Raw genomic sequence first — 19,534 nt, 5'->3', positions numbered from 1 at the left:
GAATGACGTTCACCGCAGCGGTATCCGGCGCCAGTGGCTACGCCGGCGGGGAGCTCCTGCGCCTCCTCGCGAACCACCCCGACATCGAGGTCGGCGCCATCACCGCGCACAGCAGTGCCGGGTCCGCGCTCGGCGCGCTCCAGCCCCATCTGCACGCCCTCGCGGACCGGGTCCTGCAGGACACCACGCCCGAGGTCCTGGCTGGGCACGACGTCGTGTTCCTCGCCCTGCCGCACGGCGCGAGTGCGGAGATCGCAGCGCAGCTCCCGCCCGACACCCTCGTGATCGACGCCGGCGCGGACCATCGCCTCCAGGACCCTGCCGCCTGGGAGAGGTTCTACGGCTCCGCCCACGCCGGGACGTGGCCCTACGGGTTGCCCGAACTGCCCGGGCACCGCTCCGACCTCCGGGGAGCGCGGCGCATCGCCGTCCCCGGCTGCTATCCCACGAGTGTGCTGCTCGCCCTCGCCCCGGGCTTCTCCGCCGGCCTCCTGGAGCCGGACGACGTCGTCGTCGTGTCGGCGTCGGGCACCTCGGGTGCGGGCAAGGCGGCCAAGCCGAATCTCCTCGGCTCGGAGGTCATGGGCGGCATGAGCCCCTACGGCGTGGGCGGAGGGCACCGCCACACCCCGGAGATGGAGCAGGGCCTCAGCATGGCTGCCGGCGAACGCGTGTCGCTGTCCTTCACCCCGACGCTCGCGCCGATGGCCCGGGGCATCCTGACCACCGCGACGGCGAAGGTCCGGCCGGGTGTCGGATCCACCGCGCTCAGGGACGCCTGGGGGAAGGCGTACGCCGACGAACCGTTCGTGCGGGTGCTGCCCGAGGGGCAGTGGCCCGCCACCAAGTCCGTCGTCGGGAGCAACCACGCACAGCTCCAGCTCGCCTTCGACGAGCACGCCGGACGCGTGATCGTCAGCTGCGTCATCGACAACCTCACCAAGGGCACCGCCGGCGGAGCCATCCAGTCCATGAACATCGCCCTCGGCCTCGACGAGGCCCGGGGCCTGACCAGCCAGGGGATCGCACCGTGAGTATCACCTACCCGGGCGGCTTCCGCGCCGCGGGCGTCGCCGCCGGGCTCAAGAGCACCGGCACCACCGACGTCGCCCTCGTGGCCAACGACGGACCGCTGCACAACGCAGCCGCGGTCTTCACCTCGAACCGCGTGGCAGCCGCCCCCGTGCTCTGGTCGCGGCAGGTCGTCTCGGACGGACGCGTGGACGCCGTGATCCTCAACTCCGGCGGGGCCAACGCCTGTACCGGGCCCGAGGGCTTCCAGAACACGCACCGCACGGCGGAGGTGACCGCCGAGCTCCTCGGCGTGTCCGCCACCGACGTCCTCGTCTGCTCCACCGGCCTGATCGGAGAGCAGCTGCCGATGCAGAAGCTGCTGGCTGGCGTCGCCGACGCCGCCGGGTCGCTCGGCAGGGGAGGCGGACCCGCCGCCGCCGAGGCGATCATGACCACTGACACGGTGTCCAAGGAAGCCCGGTACCCCTCGACCGCCGACGACGCGAGCGAGGGCTACGCCATCGGCGGCATGGCCAAGGGCGCAGGCATGCTGGCTCCGGGACTGGCCACGATGCTCGTGGTCCTGACCACGGATGCGGCGCTCGGCGCGGACGCCCTCGACGCGGCGCTCAGGGAGGCGACGCGCGTGAGCTTCGACCGGACCGACGCCGACGGCTGCATGTCCACCAACGACACGGTGGTTCTCCTCGCCTCGGGGGCCGCCGGCATCGCGCCCGACCAGGAGCAGTTCACGGCAGCGCTGACAGGCGTGTGCCTCGACCTCGCCGCTCAGCTCATCCACGACGCCGAGGGCGCGAGCCACACCATCGCCGTCACCACGATCAATGCCGCGTCGGAGCGGGACGCCGAAGTCGCGAGCCGCGCCGTCGCCCGCTCGAATCTCTTCAAGACGGCGATCTTCGGCAACGACCCCAACTGGGGGCGCGTGCTCGCCGCCGTCGGCACCACCGACGCGGCCTTCGAGCCGGACCGGCTGAACGTCTCGATGAACGGCGTCCAGATCTGCCGCAACGGCGGCATCGGTGACCCGCGCGACCTCGTGGACCTCACCGGGAGGGAGGTCACGGTCGAGATCGATCTCGCCGCAGGGACCTCAAGCGCCACCATCTGGACCAACGACCTCACGCACGAGTACGTGCACGAGAACTCGGCGTACTCGAGCTGATGGGAGACGCCATGACCGATGTGACCGACCCGACCGACCCGGTTGAGCTGACCAAGCCGACGGCCGGCGCCGGTGCGCCCTCCGCCTCGACGCTGCGGGCGCAGGACAAGGCCGCGACCCTCATGGAGGCGCTGCCCTGGATCCAGCGGTTTGCAGGGACCACCATGGTGATCAAGTACGGCGGCAATGCCATGGTGGACGACGACATGCGGCGCGCCTTCGCCGAGGACATCGTGTTCCTGCACCACGTGGGCATCCGCCCCGTGGTCGTGCACGGCGGCGGCCCGCAGATCAACGCCATGCTGCAGAAGCTGGGCATCGAGTCCGAGTTCAAGGGCGGCCTGCGCGTGACGACGCCCGAAGCCATGGACGTGGTCCGCATGGTGCTCACCGGCCAGGTGGGCCGGGAGCTCGTGGGCCTGATCAACTCGCACGGCCCCTACGCCGTCGGGCTCTCCGGGGAGGACGGCGGGCTGCTCCGTGCCGTGCGCACCGGCACCGTCGTCGACGGCGAGCCCGTGGACCTCGGCCTCGTCGGGGAGGTCACCTCGGTGCACCCCGGCGCGATCCTCGACATCTTGCAGGCCGGGCGCATCCCGGTGATCTCGACGGTCGCCCCCGAGTACGACGCCGACGGGGAGGCGACACAGCAGGTCCTCAACGTCAACGCGGATTCGGCGGCGGCCGCGCTCGCCGCGGCGCTCGGCGCGTCGAAGCTCGTGATCCTCACCGATGTCGAGGGTCTCTACGCCGACTGGCCCGACCGCGACTCGCTGATCTCCTCCCTGTCCGCGACGCAGCTCCGCGAGCTCCTGCCCGGCCTGCAGTCCGGGATGATCCCCAAGATGACGGCCTGCCTGCTGGCCGTCGAGGGTGGCGTCGAACGAGCGCACATCGTGGACGGGCGGCTCGCGCACTCGATGCTCCTGGAGACCTTCACCACGGCCGGCATCGGCACGCAGGTGGTCCCCGACGAGACGCCGACCCCCACCCCGCAAACGACCCCGCTACGCGCAGGAGCACAGGCATGAGCGATGCGAACACACCGGCGACGACGCACGGCCGGCACTCAGCAGCCGGCCCCCCCACCCCGGACGCGACGTCGGCCGACGACACCGTACGCGCCCTGACGGGTGGCAGCTCCGCTGCGGACTGGCTCGCTCGCTACAGCGGATCGCTGCTGGGCGTGTTCGGGACACCGCAGCGCGTCCTGGTGCGCGGCTCGGGGTGCGACGTCTGGGATGCGGACGGCGCGCAGTACCTCGACCTCCTCGGAGGGATCGCCGTGAACGCGCTCGGCCACGCCCACCCGTTCGTCACCTCGGTCATCACGAGCCAGCTGGCGACGCTCGGCCACATCTCCAACTTCTTCACGAGCCCTCCGCAGGTGGCGCTCGCCGAGAAGCTCCTCGCCCTGTCCGCCGCACCCGAGGGCTCACGCGTCTTCTTCACCAACTCCGGTGCGGAGGCGCTCGAAGCCGCCGTGAAGCTCGCCCGCCGCAACAGCACGCCGGAGCGGCAGCGGATCCTCGCACTGGACGGCGCCTTCCACGGCCGGACCATGGGAGCCCTCGCGCTGACCTCCAAGGAGGCGTACCGGCGACCGTTCGAGCCCCTGCCCGGCGGGGTCGAACACCTCCCCTTCGACGACATCGACGCCCTCACAGCGGCCATGGACGCCGGCGTGGCAGCCCTGGTCATCGAACCGATCCAGGGGGAGGCGGGCGTCCGCCCGCTGTCCGCGGAGTATCTCCGCGCCGCTCGCGACCTCACCCGTCAGCACGGCGCCCTGCTGATCCTCGACGAGGTGCAGTCCGGAATCGGCCGCACCGGCCGCTGGTTCGCCCACCAGGCGGTGGACGGCGTCGTCCCCGACGCGATGACACTCGCCAAGGGCCTCGGCGGCGGCTTCCCGATCGGCGCGCTCGTCACCTTCGGTGAGGAGGTCTCCACCCTCATCGGTGCGGGCCAGCACGGGAGCACCTTCGGCGGCAACCCCGTGGCGACGGCGGCCGGACTCGCGACGCTCCACGCGCTGGAGACGACGGGCGCGCTGCGGAACGCCTCGGACGTCGGGGCATTCCTGCGGCGCGGCCTCGCCGTGACCGAGGGGGTCGTGGCCGTGCGGGGCGACGGGCTGCTCATCGGCTTCGATCTCGACGGCGACCACGCGCCGGCCGCCGTGCAGGCAGCCCTCGACGCCGGCTTCATCATCAACGCGACAGGCCCGGCGACCATCCGCCTCGCCCCGCCGCTGATCCTCACCCAGGAGCAGGCGGCGACCTTCCTCGACGCCCTCCCCGGCATCCTCGACACCGTCCGGACGCCGACCGACAGCACATCCCAGGAGGCACCAGCATGACGCGCCACTTCCTCGTCGACACCGATCTCTCGCCGGCCGAGCAGGCCGAGGTCCTGGACCTCGCCGCCGAGCTGAAGGCCGATCCCTACGCGCATGCGCCCTTTGCGGGGGAGGGCGCCGGGCGCAGGACCGTCGCCGTCATCTTCGACAAGACCTCCACGCGGACCAGGGTGTCCTTCGCCACGGGCATCGCGGACCTCGGCGGCGTGCCGCTGATCATCGGCGCGGGCGACTCCCAGCTGGGGCACAAGGAGTCGATCACCGACACGGCGAAGGTCCTCGAACGCATGGTCGCGACCATCGTCTGGCGGACCTACGCGCAGGCGGGCCTCGAGGAGATGGCCGCGGCCTCCCGGGTCCCCGTCATCAACGCCCTCTCGGACGATTACCACCCGTGCCAGCTCCTCGCGGACCTGCTGACCATCCGTGAGCACAAGGGCAGCCTCGCCGGACTCACCATGACGTATGTGGGTGACAGCGCCAACAACATGGCCAACTCCTACCTCCTCGCGGGCGCCACGGCCGGCATGCACGTGCGGGTCGCCGGGCCGGAGGGGTACCTGCCCGCCCCGGCCGTCGTCTCGGCCGCGGAGGAGCGCGCCCGGGAGACCGGGGGCTCCGTCCTCGTGACCACCGACGCCACGGTCGCCCTCGCAGGGGCCGACGTCGTCGCCACCGACACCTGGGTGTCGATGGGCCAGGAGGACGAGAAGGCCGCGCGCCAGGACCTGTTCCGCGCCTATGCCGTCGACGAGGCGGCGATGGCCCAGGCCGCACCGGACGCCGTCGTGCTCCACTGCCTGCCCGCGTACCGCGGCTACGAGATCGCGGCGGGCGTCATCGACGGGCCGCAGTCGGTGGTGTGGGACGAGGCCGAGAACCGGCTGCACGCGCAGAAGGCCCTCATGACCTGGCTGGTGGCACGATCGGCGGCCGCCGCGTGACCGTCCAGCGCGATTCTGCCCGCCCCGTCACGAAGACGGCCCGGCACGCCCGCATCACCGACCTGCTGACCGCGCAGTCCGTGCGCTCGCAGGCCGAGCTGGCCACGCTCCTGGCGGCCGACGGCGTCCAGGTGAACCAGGGCACGCTCTCGCGCGACATGGTGGAACTCGGTGTGGTCCGGGTCCGCGGGGCCGACGGCGCCCTCATCTACGCCGTGCCGGTGGAAGGTGGCGGGCGGCACGTCCAGAGCGGCGTCTCCCAGGAGATCCTCGATGCGCGGCTCGCCAAGCTGTGCAACGAACTCCTGGTGACCGCCGAGTCGAGCGGGAACATCGTGATCCTGCGGACGCCGCCGGGAGCCGCGAACTTCCTGGCCCTCGCGATCGACCACTCCGTCCTCCCGTCCATCCTGGGAACCATCGCAGGCGATGACACGGTTCTGCTGGTGAGCCGCGAGCCCGACGGCGGCGCGGCCGTCGCGGAGCGTTTCCTCACCCTCGCCCAGGAATCGCAGGGCTCCACCGAGCCCGCCTGACCCGGCCACACCGATCACCCACAGCTACGCTGGCACCAGCGGCACAGACCACCCACACGACCCCTGAACCTCCGGGCCCGCCCGGACAACCGAAGGAGCACATCCACGTGACCGAACGCATCGTCCTCGCCTACTCGGGCGGACTCGACACCTCCGTCGCCATCGGCTGGATCGCCGAAGCCACCGGAGCCGAGGTGATCGCCGTGGCCGTCGACGTCGGACAGGGCGGCGAGTCCCTCGAGACCATCCGCCAGCGCGCCCTGGGCTGCGGCGCCGTCGAGGCCTACGTGGCCGACGCCCGCGAGGAGTTCGCCACCGAGTACTGCATGCCCGCCCTCAAGGCGAACGCCCTGTACATGGACGCCTATCCGCTGGTCTCCGCGGTGTCCCGTCCGGTCATCGTCAAGCACCTCGTGGCAGCCGCACGGAAGTTCGGTGCCACCACGGTGTCCCACGGCTGCACCGGCAAGGGCAACGACCAGGTGCGCTTCGAGGTCGGCATCCAGACCCTCGGCCCCGACCTGAAGTGCATCGCCCCCGTGCGCGATCTCGCGCTCACCCGCGACAAGGCCATCGCCTTCGCCGAGGAGAAGGGCCTGCCCATCGAGACCACCAAGAAGAACCCCTTCTCGATCGACCAGAACGTCTGGGGCCGCGCCGTCGAGACCGGCTTCCTCGAGGACATCTGGAACGGCCCCACGAAGGACGTCTACGACTACACCGAATCGCCCGAGTTCCCGCCCGCGGCGGACGAGGTCGTCATCTCCTTCAAGGAGGGCATCCCCGTGGCGATCGACGGCAACACCGTCACCCCGCTGCAGGCCATCGAGGAACTCAACCGCCGCGCAGGCGCCCAGGGCGTGGGCCGCATCGACATCGTCGAGGACCGCCTGGTCGGCATCAAGAGCCGCGAGATCTACGAGGCCCCCGGGGCCATGGCACTGATCGCGGCCCACCGCGAACTGGAGAACGTCACCATCGAGCGCGAGCAGGCCCGCTTCAAGAAGACCGTGGGTCAGCGCTGGACCGAGCTGGTGTACGACGGCCAGTGGTTCTCGCCGCTGACGCGCTCGCTGAATGCGTTCATCGACGACACCCAGCAGTACGTCACCGGTGACATCCGCATGGACCTGCACGGTGGCCGCGCCACCGTGACGGGGCGCCGCTCGGACGTCGGCCTGTACGACTTCAACCTGGCCACCTACGATTCGGGCGACACCTTCGACCAGTCGATGGCCCGGGGCTTCATCGAGCTCTTCGGGATGTCGTCCAAGGTGGCGTCGCGCCGGGACCAGCAGGCGGGCGCCTGATGGTTCCAGCGCACGACGGCGGTCACCCGGGGCGCCCGGGGACGAACGAGGGCTCGCTGTGGGGCGGCCGGTTCGCCGGCGGGCCCGCGGACGCCCTGGCGGCCCTCAGCAAGTCGACGCACTTCGACTGGCGCCTCGCGACGTACGACGTCGAGGGTTCCCGCGCCCATGCCCGCGTGCTGCACAGGGCGGGCCTGCTCGACGACGCGGAGCTCGCCGGGATGCTCGACGCCCTGGACCGGCTGGACGCCGACGTGCGCTCGGGCGCCTATGTCCCGGCGGAGAGCGACGAGGACGTCCACGGGTCGCTCGAACGCGGGCTGATCGAACGGGCCGGGCCGGCCCTCGGCGGCAAGCTCCGCGCAGGGCGCTCGCGCAACGACCAGGTGGCGACGCTCGGCCGGATGTACCTGCGCGACCATGCCCGGATCATCGCGCGCGGCGTCCTCGCGACCATCGCGGCCCTCGTCGACCAGGCGGAGGCGAACCTCGAGGCGCCCATGCCCGGACGCACCCACCTGCAGCATGCACAGCCCGTGCTGCTGAGCCACCACCTGCTGGCCCACGCCTGGGCGCTGCTGCGGGACGTGCAGCGGCTCTCCGACTGGGACCGGCGGGCCGGCGTGTCGCCCTACGGCTCCGGGGCCCTCGCGGGCTCGTCCCTCGGCCTCGACCCCGAGGCGGTCGCCGCTGATCTCGGTTTCTTCTCCGCCACGCACAACTCGATCGACGGGACGGCGGCGCGCGACGTCTACGCCGAGTTCGCGTGGGTGGCGGCGATGATCGGCGTGGACCTCTCCCGCGTGAGTGAGGAGATCATCCTCTGGGCCACCAAGGAGTTCTCCTTCGTGACGCTCGACGACGCCTTCTCCACCGGATCGTCGATCATGCCGCAGAAGAAGAACCCGGACGTCGCGGAGCTGGCGCGCGGCAAGGCCGGGCGCCTGATCGGTGACCTGACCGGGTTGCTGGCCACGCTTAAGGGACTGCCGCTGGCGTACAACCGGGACCTCCAGGAGGACAAGGAGCCGGTGTTCGACGCGATCGACACCCTCGAGGTGCTCCTCCCCGCGGTCTCCGGGATGATCGCCACGCTGGTGTTCAACACGGAGCGGATGGCCGCGCTCGCGCCGCTCGGGTTCGCCCTCGCGACCGACATCGCGGAGTGGCTCGTCCGCCAGGGCGTGCCGTTCCGGGAGGCCCATGAGCTCTCCGGTGCCGCGGTGCGTGTCGCCGAGCAGCGAGGTGTGGAGCTGTGGGACCTGACGGACGAGGAGTTCGCAGGGATCTCCGGCCACCTGACGCCTTCGGTCCGGGAGGTCCTGACGGTGAGCGGCTCCCTCGCCAGCCGCGATTCCCAGGGCGGCACCGCCCCGGCGGCGGTCAGGCGTCAGCTCGCCGCACTCCGCGCGGAGCTCGACGACGTCGAGCTGTACGTCGCAGGGTGACCTGCAGCTCCGGCGTGCGCCCGTCAGGGGCGCACGCCGGGACGGTTACACCTACGGAGTGGGCATGCCGCCGCTCGCGGTGATGGTGTCGCCGCTGATGTAGCTCGATTCCGGTGAGGCGAGGAACACGTACGCGGGCGCCATCTCGGCGGGCTGGCCCGGCCGGCCGATCGGTGACTGGGCCGCGCCGAACTGGTCGAGGGCTTCGGTCGGCTGACCGCCGGCCACCTGCAGCGGAGTCCACACCGGCCCCGGGGCCACCACGTTCACGCGGATGCCCCGGGGTGCCACCTGCTGGGCCAGCGCCTTGCTGAAGCCGTTGATCGCCCACTTCGTGGAGGCGTAGTCCAGCAGGATCGGTTGGGGCTGATACGCCTCGACCGACGCCGTGTTGATGATCGTGGAGCCCGGTGGCATGTGGGCCAGGGCAGCCTTGCAGAGCCAGAACATGGAGTAGACGTTGGTCTTGTAGGTCGTGTCGAACTGATCCGTGGTGAGGTCCGCGATGTCCTCCACGAACTGCTGCTTGCCGGCGATGTTCGCCAGGATGTCGATCCCGCCGAGCTCCGAGACCGCCGTGTCGATGAGACGCGTGCAGTAGCCCTCGTCCGTCACATCGCCCGGGAGAGGAACTGCCTTCCTCCCGGCCTTCTCGATGAGTTCCACCACTTCCTGGGCGTCCGCCTCCTCCTCGGGCAGGTAGGACAGCACCACATCGGCGCCCTCGCGGGCGAACGCGATGGCGGTGGCCCGGCCGATCCCGCTGTCGGCGCCGGTCACCACGGCCTTCCGTCCCACGAGGCGCTCGGATCCCCGGTAGCTGGTCTCCCCGGCGTCCGGTCTGGGGTGCATGTCCTGCTCGAGTCCCGGGCCGTCCTGGGACTGGCGGAAGCTGTCGTCCGGCTTCGGGTACTGGGTGGTCGGATCCTGCATCGTGTACTGGTCACTCACGCGGATACTCCTTCGGGGGCTGGTGGGTCCTGCGCGGTACCGGACGTGGCTGTCCGTTCCTTCGCCGCGGTGTCCACGCTAGGCAGGGGCCCGGAGCCGATGGGATCTTTCTTCGCGAGCCTGCAGCCTTGCGGAACCGGTCGGCGTGCGGCAGCGAGGGCACTGCTACGCCCGTCGCGAAGTGCTTTGACTCGCGGGACGCCCCGGCGCACTGTGTGGCTATGAAGACCACCACCCAGCGCGCCACCCTCCGGGAGTTCTTCCCCTACCTGCGGGGACACGTCCGCGTCCTCGTCCTGGTCGCCGTCGTCTCCCTGGTCTCGACGGGCCTGTCGATCGCCCAGCCGCTGATGGTGCAGCAGCTGGTCAACGCCGTCTCGGCGAGCGAGCCGGCCACGGTGTTCGTCTGGTTCCTCGTCGCCATCACACTCGGCGGTGCGGTCTTCGGAGCCGCTCAGTCCTACCTGCTGCAGAGGACGGCGGAGTCCGTGGTCCTCGGAGTCCGGCGTTCGCTCGTGGGGCAGCTGCTGGCCCTGCCGATCCGCGAGTTCGACCGGCGCCGCGTCGGTGACCTCATGTCCCGGGTGGGCTCCGACACCACGCTCATGCGGAGCGTCATCACCTCGGGCCTGTTCGAGATCGTCTCCTCGATCCTCATGTTCTGCGCCGCCGTGGTCCTCATGGTAATCATCGACCCACTGCTCTTCGGCATCACGCTCACCGCGGTGGTGCTGGGGGCGGGCGGCGTCCTGTTCCTCGGACGTCTTATCCGGACGCGCAGCCGCGACGTGCAGGACGCCGTCGGCTCCATGACCGCCGCCGTGGAGCGCGGGCTGTCCGGCATCCGGACCATCAAGGCATCCGTCGCCGAGGAGCGCGAGGCAGCGGTCATCGACGTCGAGGCCACCAAGGCCTTCCGTGCGGGCATCGCCATGGCGCGCCTCCAGGCGGCGGTCCAGCCGATCATGTCCATCTGCATCCAGGGCGCCTTCATCGTCGTGCTGGCCGTCGGCGGTATCAGGGTCGCGGCGGGCGAGCTGCAGCTCGGGGACCTCATCGCCTTCATCCTCTACCTGTTCCTCCTCGTGATGCCGATCGGCTCCGCGATGGGCGCTTTCGTGCAGATCCAGTCGGGACTCGCGGCGCTCGATCGCATCCAGGAGATCGCACGGCTCGCGCCGGAACGCATCGATGAGCGGCACCTCACCGGGTCACCGGACGCCGTCGCGGAGCACGCGCCCCGGATCACCGACACGGCTAGCGGCCTCCCCGACCCGAGGTCCGGTAGCGCCATCGACGTGCGCGACGTCAGTTTCCGGTACGCCTCGGCCGAGGACGACGCGACGGCCGCGGCCGCTGAGGGCAGCTCCGCGGACAGTGGCCGCGGGACGTCGGGCGCGGCCGCGGCGAACGCTGACGCGGCACGGGTCGATCCCTCGGACGACGGCGGCCCGCTGGTCCTCGACGGCGTCAGCTTCACGGTGCCTGCCGGGAGCCGCACGGCACTCGTGGGGCCCTCGGGGGCCGGGAAGTCCACCGTGCTCGCACTGCTCGAGCGCTTCTACGAGCCGACCGGCGGAGGGATCAGCCTCGGCGGTGTCCCGCTCCCGCAGATCGCCCGGTCGGATCTCCGTGAGCGGATCGGCCTCGTGGAGCAGGAGGCTCCGGTGCTCAGCGGGACCCTGGCGGACAATCTGCGTCTCGCTGCACCCGGCGCGGGCGATGACCAGCTCCGGCGGGTGCTGGCGGCCGTCGGGCTCGATGCGCTGGGTGACCGGTCTGACGACGGCCTCGAGCTCAATCTAGGGGAGGACGGCATCCGGCTGTCCGGGGGGCAGCGGCAGCGCCTTGCCTGGGCGCGCGTGATCCTCGCCGACCGGCCTGTCCTGCTGATGGACGAACCGACGTCCGCCGTCGATTCACGCACGGAACAGCTGCTGCAGCAGACCCTGGGGGAGGCGTCACGCGATCGCACGGTGGTGGTCGTCGCCCATCGCCTGTCCACCGTCGCAGACTTCGACCAGATCGTGGTCCTGGACCAGGGGCGGGTGTCCGCGATCGGGACGCACGACGAACTCCTCGGCACGAGCGAGCTGTACCGGGACATGGCGGCGCGCCAGCGCCTCGTCACGCATGCCTGAGGTCAGCCTGCCGACCGAGGAGCGTCCCGGCGTCGGGCACTACCGCGGCCGGCAGCTGACGACGGCGCGGACCCGGGTGCCGCCGCTCAGGCCGGTACGGCGCGTCCTGCCTCGCGGTCGAGCAGCCGCTGCTTGACCTCCACGCCCCACCGGAAGCCGCCGAGAGTGCCGTCGGTGCGGATGATGCGGTGGCACGGGACGAAGAGGGCGGCGGCGTTCTTCGCACATGCGCCGGCTGCTGCGCGGACCGCGGAGGCCTTGCCGGCCCGTTCGGCGTACTGCAGGTAGGTGACCGGTTCGCCCGGCTCGACCATCCGCAGGACGTCCCACGCGTGGACCCGGAACGGACCGGACGCCTGGTCCACCCGCACCGACCGGATGGCCGCGAAGTCGCCGTCGTAGTAGCGCTGCACGGCATCGAGGATCGGATCCAGTGCGGAAGCCGCCGGGTCGAAGGCCCTCGCCCGGATGCTGGGATGGATCTGCCCGGTCAGATCCTCCGGGGCATCCGTCCACCCCGAGGAGAGCACCGCGCCCTCCGCCTCGATGATGGTGAAGGCGCCGTCGGGGGTGTCGATCGTCGTCGTGGCGGCACCGGCCGGAGGCGGGGGAGTGCCGGGCGTCGGGAGGGCGAGGTCCATGGTTGCGGGTCCGTTCGGTGGGTATCAGCAGGGTACGGGGTCTGGTGCAGGGCGGGAGCCGGGATGAGCGCCCGGGGAGAGCGCGGCTGCCGGTCCGGATAGGGGGCCAGACGCCGGACCGGCGGCGACGCGCCACAGGTGCAGTGTCGCGTAGGACCGCCACGGCCGGACAGCATCCATCGCCGCGGCGAGGCCGTCTTCCGGCGCATCCCGCCGTCGAGGCGAGGCCGTCGTCGGCTTTTCGCGCTGTCGCTGCCACCCGTTCCGGACGGCAGCATCGGAGGGCAGCTGGATGTCGGGAGCGCCGAGGACGCGCATGGTCACGTAGTCGGCCGTCCAGGCCCCTACCCCGTCGAGCGCGAGGAGGTCCGCCCGGAGAGTGTCCGCTGCGGAGCCGAGGTCGAAGCACAGCCGTCCGTCCGCGAGCTGCTCCGCCACGGCCCGCAGGGCGTCGTTGCGGCGCCGCAGCCCCCGCAGCAGCGGGTCGGGGAGCCGGCCGAGCTCCTGCGCCGGCGGGAAGACCCTCGTCAGGTCCGTTCCGGGGACGTCGAGGCGCGGTCCCGACGCGGCCAGCCGGCCGAGGGTCCGCGTCGCCGCGGCCAGGTCGACCTCCTGCCCGACCACAGCCCGGACGAGGATCTCGTGCGGATCGGGCGAACCGGGGAGGCGAAGGCCCGGCACGGCCGCGGCCAGCTCCGCGAAGACGGGATGACGGCCGAGCGCCGTGTCCGCGGCCGTGGGGTCCGCGTCGAGGTCGAAGAGGCGCCGGATCCGTGAGAGCAGGGCCGGCAGGTCTCCGAGGGCGGTGACAGAGACGGTCACGGGCAGGACGGCCCTCCCGCCCGCGCGTGGTTCGACGCTGTGCGCCCTGAACCAGGCCGGGCCGCCCGGGAGCAGGAGCAGCCGCTCGTAGGACGAGCCGGTCGCCCGCTCCACACCGTCCACCGCCCGCTCGGCCAGGAACCGGAAGATGCCGTTGTCGTAGGGCAGGCGGACCGGCAGCGTCAGCTGCACGGGGACAGGCCTGCCGTCCGTCCTGCCGGACGCGGGGGAGGCGGGCGTGCGCCGCGCGGCATCCCGGAGCTGTCCCGGCGTCAGGTCGAAGACCTGCTGGACGGTGTCGTTGAACTGGCGGATGCTGCCGAAGCCTGCTGCGAACGCGATGTCCGCCAGGCGAAGCGGCGACGCTGTGAGCAGGGTCCTCGCCGTCTGTGCGCGGTGCGCCCGGGCCAGGGCGAGGGCAGCGGCACCGAGCTCGTCCTTCAGGATCCGGTTCAGGTGGCGGGCGGAGTACCCGAGCTTCGCCGCGAGCCCCGGCACCCCGGTGCGCTCCACCTCGCCGTCGGCGATGAGGCGCATGGCCCTCCCGGCGACGTCGTTGCGGAGGTTCCACCCGGGGTCACCGGGTACGGCCTCGGGCAGGCACCGCTTGCAGGCGCGGTAGCCGGCATCGTGGGCCGCCGCCGAGGTCCGGAAGAAGGTCACATTGGCCGGCTTGGGTGTCCGCGCCGGGCAGGAGGGGCGGCAGTAGATTCCCGTGCTCGAGACGCCCGTCACGAACTGGCCGTCGAACCGCACATCACGGGCGTCGATCGCCCGGTACTGCTGCCAGAAGTCCATACCGGCCATCCTGCCATCCGGCAGGAGTGCGCACTGGCGGGATTCGGACACGACGGCGGCGGGGCAGGATCAGCGGTTTGCTACGGTCGATGCGTGATCGAGCAGAACAGGACCGGCGCGGAGGTGCGCGCACTGCTGGCCGGGAGCGCTCTCGACGTCGCCCCCTGGCTCCTCGGAGCACACCTGACCCACCGGTCCGACGACGGTCCCGTGACGGTCCGCATCACCGAGGTGGAGGCGTATCTGGGCGACGTCGATCCCGGCTCGCACGCCTATCGCGGCAGGACACCGCGCAATGCGACGATGTTCGGACCCGCAGGCCACCTCTACGTCTACTTCACGTACGGCATGCACTACTGCGCCAACATCGTCTGCGGCACCGAGGGCTGGGCCACGGGCCTCCTGGTCCGCGCCGGGGAGATCGTCGACGGCATCGACCGTGCACGCGAACGACGCTCCCGGCCCGCGTCGGACCTGGATCTGGCCCGCGGACCCGCCAGGCTCGCCCAGGCGCTGGGACTCGACCGGCGGTACGACGGCGCCGACGCGCTCGCCGATCCCTTCCAGCTGGTCCTGCCCCGACTGCCTGCGGCATCCGTCGCCAGCGGACCCCGCGTGGGCGTGAGCGGCATCGCCGGCACCGGGGAGTACCCCTGGCGGTTCTGGTCACCCGGCGAACCGACGGTATCGCGCTACCGGCCGGGCAAGCCGCGCACAGCCCGTAAGGTGGATCCGTGAAGAACAGCGGACCGGACTCCGGCACCACCTCCCCGGCAGGATCTGGCGCAGGATCCTCAGGACCGCCGTCCGCCACGACGGCACTCACCGACACGGCCAGGAGCGCTCTCGACCGCCTGACCGCCGTCGTTCCCGACTTCCCCTCCCCGGGCATCCTGTTCCGCGATCTCACTCCCGTCTTCTCCGACGCGGTCGCCTTCCGCGCCGTGGTGGACGCGCTCGCCGAGCCTTTCGCCGGAACCTTCGATGCCGTGGCCGGAGTGGAGGCCCGAGGATTCCTGCTGGCCGCCGCCGTCGCCTACGCCACGGGCACCGGCGTCGTCACCGTCCGCAAGGCGGGCAAGCTGCCGCGGGCCGTCCACCGGGAGTCCTACGACCTCGAATACGGGCAGGCGGCGCTCGAGATCCACCAGTCGGACCTCCCCGCCGGGACCCGCGTCCTCGTCCTCGACGACGTCCTCGCCACCGGCGGAACACTGGCCGCGGCGTGTGCGTTGCTCGAAAGGGCGGAAGCGACGGTCGTGGGCTGCGCCGTGGTGCTCGAGCTCGGAGCACTCGGGGGACGGCAGCTCCTCGCGGGCCGCACGGTGCGAGCCCTGGACATCGTGTAGCTGCGACCGCGCTAGACTTGACGGTCCGCCGTGTGAGAAAAGGAAGTTGCCGATGCAGGAGACATCCCAGGCGAAAGCCGAGCTGGAGCACGAGCGCGACTACGTCGACGGCCTGTACCGGCGCCTCGATGACCTCCGGTCGGAGAAGGCGCAGCAGCTCGCCGAGGTGCGCCGCACCCAGGCCGCCGGCTCGCACCAGAACCGCTCGGAACGCGACGCCTTCGCCACCATGTACGAGGATCGCCTCGCCCAGCTGAACGCCGTCGACGACCGCCTCGTGTTCGGCCGCCTCGACCTGGACAGCGGCGACAACCGGTACATCGGCCGCATCGGCCTCTCCGACGAGGACCTCCGGCAGCTCATGGTCGACTGGCGGGCACCGGAGGCAGGCACCTTCTACCAGGCCACGGCCTTCGAGCGCATGGGTGTCCGACGTCGTCGGCACCTCATCCTGTCGCGGCGCGACGTCGTCGCGATCGAGGACGACGTCCTGGACGCCGAGCTCCTCGGCGACGACGAGTCGCTCCAGGGCGAAGGCGCGCTGCTCGCCGCCCTGAACTCACGGCGCACGGGCCAGATGTCGGACATCGTCGGCACCATCCAGGCGGAGCAGGATCGCATCATCCGCGCGCCCCTGCCGGGAGTCACCGTGGTCCAGGGCGGTCCGGGTACGGGCAAGACCGCCGTCGCCCTGCACCGCGCGGCCTACCTGCTCTACACACATCGGGAGCGGCTCAAGTCGGCAGGGGTCCTGCTGGTCGGTCCCACGGACGCCTTCATGAAGTACATCGAGCGCGTGCTCCCCTCCCTCGGCGAGACCGGCGTCGTCATGGCCGGGATCGGTACCCTCATGCCCGGTGTGGCGACGGTGCAGGAGTCGAGCGAGGAGGTAGCAGCCATCAAGGGCCGCCTCGCGATGGTGGAGGTCATCCGGAACGCCGTGGCCAACCGCGAACGCGTACCCGCGGAGAACAAGCGGCTGAACGTCGAGGGAACCATGCTGACCCTCACGCCGCGCCAGGTGGCGCGCGCGCGCGAACGGGCGAGGGCCACCGGCAAACCGCACAACGAGGCCCGCGTGACCTTCGTCAAGATCCTGCTGCGGGAACTCACGGAGCAGCTCCTCGACAAGCTCGAGGAGTCCTCGGGCGGAGGCAACAACGCCGACCGTTCCTATCTCGCGGAGGACGTCCGGAGTTCGCGGGACGTGCGGATCGCACTGAACCTCGCCTGGATGCCGCTCACCCCGCAGAAGCTCGTCGCCGAGCTCTTCGCCCGGCCCGAGCTCCTGCGTGCCGCGGCGCCCATGCTCAGTGATGCCGAGCAGGCCGCGCTGGTGCGGGCCGTCGACGCACCATGGACGGAGGCGGATGTCCCGCTGCTCGATGAAGCGGCCGAGCTGCTCGGGGACCTCGACGCCTCGGCCGGCCGTGACACCGCCGCGCGGGAGCAGGAGCAGAAGCGAGACCTCGCCAATGCGGAGCGTGCCCTCGAGAACGTCAACGCCTCGCTCGAGGATTCGGGTGTCGACGGCGTGCTGACGGCGGAGGACCTCGCCCAGCACAATGCCGTGTCGGCGTCGCGTCTCTCGGCGGCGGACCGCGCCTCCGGGGACCGCACCTGGGCCTACGGGCACATCGTCGTCGACGAAGCGCAGGAACTGTCCCCGATGCAGTGGCGACTGCTCATGCGCCGATGCCCCCTGAAGTCGTTCACGATCGTCGGCGACATCGCCCAGACGAGTTCCGCCGCCGGTTCCCGATCCTGGCAGCAGGCCCTCGAGCCCTTCGTGGGCGAGCGGTGGCAGCTCGAGGAACTGACCGTCAACTACCGGACGCCGTCCCAGATCGCCGAGGCCGCCGTCCGCATGGCGAATGCTGCGGGTCTCGTGGTCTCCGCGCCGAAGGCGGTGCGGGAAGGCCGGTTCTCGCCCATCCTCGACTCCGGGCAGGACCCCGTTCCCGCGCTGGTGCGCGTCATGCCGGAGGAGCTCGCCGCGATCGACGGCGGACTCCTGGCGGTGGTCGCTCCTGACCACCTGCTCGCCGCCACGCGCGCCGCCCTCGCTCCGGACTACCGGGAGCGCGTCGGAACGGGCGCGGGAGGACCGGGCCAGGACATCGTGGTCATCAGCCCGCGGGAATCGAAGGGCCTGGAGTTCGACGGCGTGATCATCCTCGAACCGCAGGAGATGCTCGACTCCGCGACGGCCCGGGTCGGTGATCTCTACGTCGCGATGACGCGGCCCACCCAGCGGCTGCGCGTCATCTCGTCCGGCCGAATTCCCGCTGGTATTGCCGGCTGATAATTTGGTGGGGTGTCCCAGCAAACAGATACCCCGGTCAGTGGCCTCGCGGGCCAGCGCAACGATCCGTCCTTCGACGGCGTGTACGACGAGCTCGTCTGGCGTGGACTGATCTATGTGTCCACCGACGAGGGTGAACTGAGGGACCTGCTGTCAGGCGCGCCCATCACGTTCTACTGCGGCTTCGACCCGACGGCACCGAGCCTGCACCTGGGAAACCTGGTCCAGCTGCTGACCATGCGGCGCCTCCAGCTGGCGGGCCACCGCCCGCTCGGCCTGGTGGGCGGGTCGACGGGCCTCGTGGGAGACCCGCGCCCGACGGCTGAGCGCACGATGAACACCAAGGAGACCGTTGCCGAGTGGGTCGGCTACCTCCAGGGGCAGGTCCAGAAGTTCCTCGCGTTCGACGGCGTGAATGCAGCCCGGATGGTCGACAACCTCGACTGGACGGGCCCCATGTCCGTCATCGACTTCCTGCGCGACGTCGGCAAGTACTTCCGGGTCGGCACGATGATCAAGAAGGAGACCGTCGCGAAGCGGCTGAACTCCGACGAGGGCATCAGCTACACGGAGTTCAGCTACCAGATCCTGCAGGGAATGGACTACCTCCAGCTGTACCGCGACTACGACTGCGTGCTGCAGACCGGAGGGTCGGACCAGTGGGGCAACCTCACCAGTGGAACCGAGCTGGTCCGCAAGGTCGAGGGCAGGGGCGTCCACGCCATCGGCACGCCGCTGATCACGAACTCCGACGGCACGAAGTTCGGCAAGAGCGAGGGCAACGCCGTCTGGCTGGACGCCTCGATGACGAGTCCGTACGCCATGTTCCAGTTCTGGCTCAACACCTCCGATGCCGACGTGGTGGAGCGGCTGAAGATCTTCACCTTCCGTTCGCGGTCGGAGATCGAGGCGCTGGAACGGGCGACGGCGGAACGTCCGCACGCACGGGAGGCCCAGCGCGCACTGGCCTACGACGTGACCTCGCTCGTGCACGGCACCGATGCGACGGAGAAGGTGATCGCGGCCTCCGCGGCCCTGTTCGGGCAGGGCGATCTCACGTCGCTGGATCTCGGTACCCTGCAGGCCGCGACGGCGGAGCTCGACTCGGTTGCCCTGGGCCCCGACCGCCTCGGGATCGTCGACCTGCTGGTGGCCACCGGCCTCTCGGCGAGCAACTCGGCGGCCCGGCGAACCGTGGCCGAGGGCGGGGCGTACATCAACAACGTGAAGATCACGGATGCCGAGCAGGCGGCGGGCGAAAAGGATCTGCTGCACGGGCGGTACCTGCTGATCCGCCGCGGCAAGCGCAATCTCGCCATGATCGACGTCGGCTGACCACGGGATCGACAGGGCCGGCACCTCCTCCCGGGGGGCGCCGGCCCTTGTCGTATCGGGGGAGGCCGGCGTCGATTTGCGGCCGCGGGCAGGATGGTCCTATAGTTATGGAGTTGCCCCGGTGAGGGCGACAAACCCCCCGAGAAGTACAGATCATCCGGTGTGTGCAGCGCACGGAATCGGATGAGGATGTTGCTTCGCGCCGATAATCGGAATCCATCGATCGGTTGCAGGAACTGTTCTAGGACAGGAAATGCTAACGGAAGCGGATTTGGAGATTCGGGGTTGGTGTGGGTAAGCTTGAAAAGTTGCTTCGGAGCGAGAATACAGCGGTTTGGTTGTGTTTGGTGCCGGTAGCTCCTGTTGTTTGAGAACTCAATAGTGTGCCAAGT

The 19,534-nt window shown here is 70.8% G+C and carries 16 protein-coding genes; 13 read left to right on the top strand and 3 right to left on the bottom strand.

Features of this window, described 5'->3' with window-relative positions; all coding sequences use genetic code 11:
• The first annotated feature begins 2 nt into the window (after positions 1-2).
• The 8 genes from argC to argH all read left to right on the top strand — a co-directional run bounded on the left by argC (position 3) and on the right by argH (position 8,800).
• On the top strand, positions 3-1,034 hold the full coding sequence (argC, locus tag FJV46_RS00080; RefSeq protein WP_087030460.1) for an N-acetyl-gamma-glutamyl-phosphate reductase: 1,032 nt from the start codon (positions 3-5) through the stop codon (positions 1,032-1,034).
• Entirely contained in the window at positions 1,031-2,200 is a 1,170-nt protein-coding gene (gene argJ, locus FJV46_RS00075) for a bifunctional glutamate N-acetyltransferase/amino-acid acetyltransferase ArgJ (protein ID WP_087030458.1), read from the top strand. The genes argC and argJ overlap by 4 nt, the downstream gene beginning before the upstream one ends.
• A gap of 122 nt (positions 2,201-2,322) precedes the next feature.
• Positions 2,323-3,231 (top strand): acetylglutamate kinase, encoded by a 909-nt coding sequence (gene argB / locus FJV46_RS00070; RefSeq protein WP_232008665.1) that lies wholly within the window; start codon positions 2,323-2,325, stop codon positions 3,229-3,231.
• Entirely contained in the window at positions 3,228-4,562 is a 1,335-nt protein-coding gene (locus FJV46_RS00065; protein ID WP_087030455.1) for an acetylornithine transaminase, read from the top strand. Before argB ends, FJV46_RS00065 begins: the two co-directional genes overlap by 4 nt.
• Positions 4,559-5,506: an ornithine carbamoyltransferase gene (gene argF / locus FJV46_RS00060; RefSeq protein ID WP_087030453.1), complete on the top strand. Its 948-nt coding sequence runs from the start codon at positions 4,559-4,561 to the stop codon at positions 5,504-5,506. The genes FJV46_RS00065 and argF overlap by 4 nt, the downstream gene beginning before the upstream one ends.
• Complete coding sequence (locus FJV46_RS00055; protein ID WP_087030450.1) at positions 5,503-6,042, top strand: arginine repressor; 540 nt, start codon at positions 5,503-5,505, stop codon at positions 6,040-6,042. Before argF ends, FJV46_RS00055 begins: the two co-directional genes overlap by 4 nt.
• A 107-nt stretch (positions 6,043-6,149) precedes the next feature.
• Positions 6,150-7,352 (top strand): argininosuccinate synthase, encoded by a 1,203-nt coding sequence (locus tag FJV46_RS00050; protein WP_087030447.1) that lies wholly within the window; start codon positions 6,150-6,152, stop codon positions 7,350-7,352.
• A complete protein-coding gene (gene argH, locus FJV46_RS00045; RefSeq protein ID WP_087030444.1) occupies positions 7,352-8,800 on the top strand; it encodes an argininosuccinate lyase in 1,449 nt (482 codons plus the stop codon). Before FJV46_RS00050 ends, argH begins: the two co-directional genes overlap by 1 nt.
• Positions 8,801-8,851: 51 nt before the next feature.
• On the opposite strand, the gene FJV46_RS00040 is transcribed toward argH, so the two are convergent.
• Entirely contained in the window at positions 8,852-9,751 is a 900-nt protein-coding gene (locus FJV46_RS00040; protein ID WP_269461566.1) for an SDR family oxidoreductase, read from the bottom strand.
• A gap of 221 nt (positions 9,752-9,972) precedes the next feature.
• Between FJV46_RS00040 and FJV46_RS00035 the strand changes: the two genes are divergently transcribed.
• Positions 9,973-11,892 carry an ABC transporter ATP-binding protein gene (locus FJV46_RS00035; RefSeq protein WP_087025365.1) on the top strand — a complete coding sequence of 640 codons (1,920 nt, stop codon included), beginning with the start codon at positions 9,973-9,975 and terminating at the stop codon, positions 11,890-11,892.
• An 86-nt stretch (positions 11,893-11,978) separates the two neighbouring features.
• Here FJV46_RS00035 and FJV46_RS00030 read toward each other — a convergent pair whose 3' ends face one another.
• Both FJV46_RS00030 and FJV46_RS00025 read right to left on the bottom strand, forming a co-directional pair.
• On the bottom strand, positions 11,979-12,533 hold the full coding sequence (locus FJV46_RS00030) for a methylated-DNA--[protein]-cysteine S-methyltransferase (RefSeq protein ID WP_087025362.1): 555 nt from the start codon (positions 12,531-12,533) through the stop codon (positions 11,979-11,981).
• A gap of 24 nt (positions 12,534-12,557) precedes the next feature.
• Complete coding sequence (locus FJV46_RS00025; protein WP_087025359.1) at positions 12,558-14,153, bottom strand: Ada metal-binding domain-containing protein; 1,596 nt, start codon at positions 14,151-14,153, stop codon at positions 12,558-12,560.
• Positions 14,154-14,246: 93 nt separating this feature from the next.
• Here FJV46_RS00025 and FJV46_RS00020 point away from each other — a divergent pair, with 93 nt between their 5' ends.
• From FJV46_RS00020 to tyrS, 4 genes are read left to right on the top strand one after another with little or no spacing between them, the layout of a single operon-like run.
• Positions 14,247-14,891, top strand: coding sequence for a DNA-3-methyladenine glycosylase (locus FJV46_RS00020; RefSeq protein WP_087025357.1), 645 nt, complete (start codon positions 14,247-14,249; stop codon positions 14,889-14,891).
• Positions 14,888-15,502, top strand: coding sequence for an adenine phosphoribosyltransferase (locus FJV46_RS00015; RefSeq protein WP_087025354.1), 615 nt, complete (start codon positions 14,888-14,890; stop codon positions 15,500-15,502). Before FJV46_RS00020 ends, FJV46_RS00015 begins: the two co-directional genes overlap by 4 nt.
• A 52-nt stretch (positions 15,503-15,554) precedes the next feature.
• Positions 15,555-17,807, top strand: a complete 2,253-nt coding sequence (locus FJV46_RS00010; RefSeq protein WP_087025351.1) for a HelD family protein — start codon at positions 15,555-15,557, stop codon at positions 17,805-17,807.
• A 12-nt stretch (positions 17,808-17,819) separates the two neighbouring features.
• On the top strand, positions 17,820-19,142 hold the full coding sequence (gene tyrS, locus FJV46_RS00005; protein WP_087025348.1) for a tyrosine--tRNA ligase: 1,323 nt from the start codon (positions 17,820-17,822) through the stop codon (positions 19,140-19,142).
• Positions 19,143-19,534 lie beyond the last annotated feature (392 nt).

The organism is Arthrobacter agilis, assembly GCF_006494655.1.
GTDB lineage: Bacteria > Actinomycetota > Actinomycetes > Actinomycetales > Micrococcaceae > Arthrobacter_D > Arthrobacter_D agilis.
This window is presented reverse-complemented; position numbering and strand designations above follow the sequence as displayed.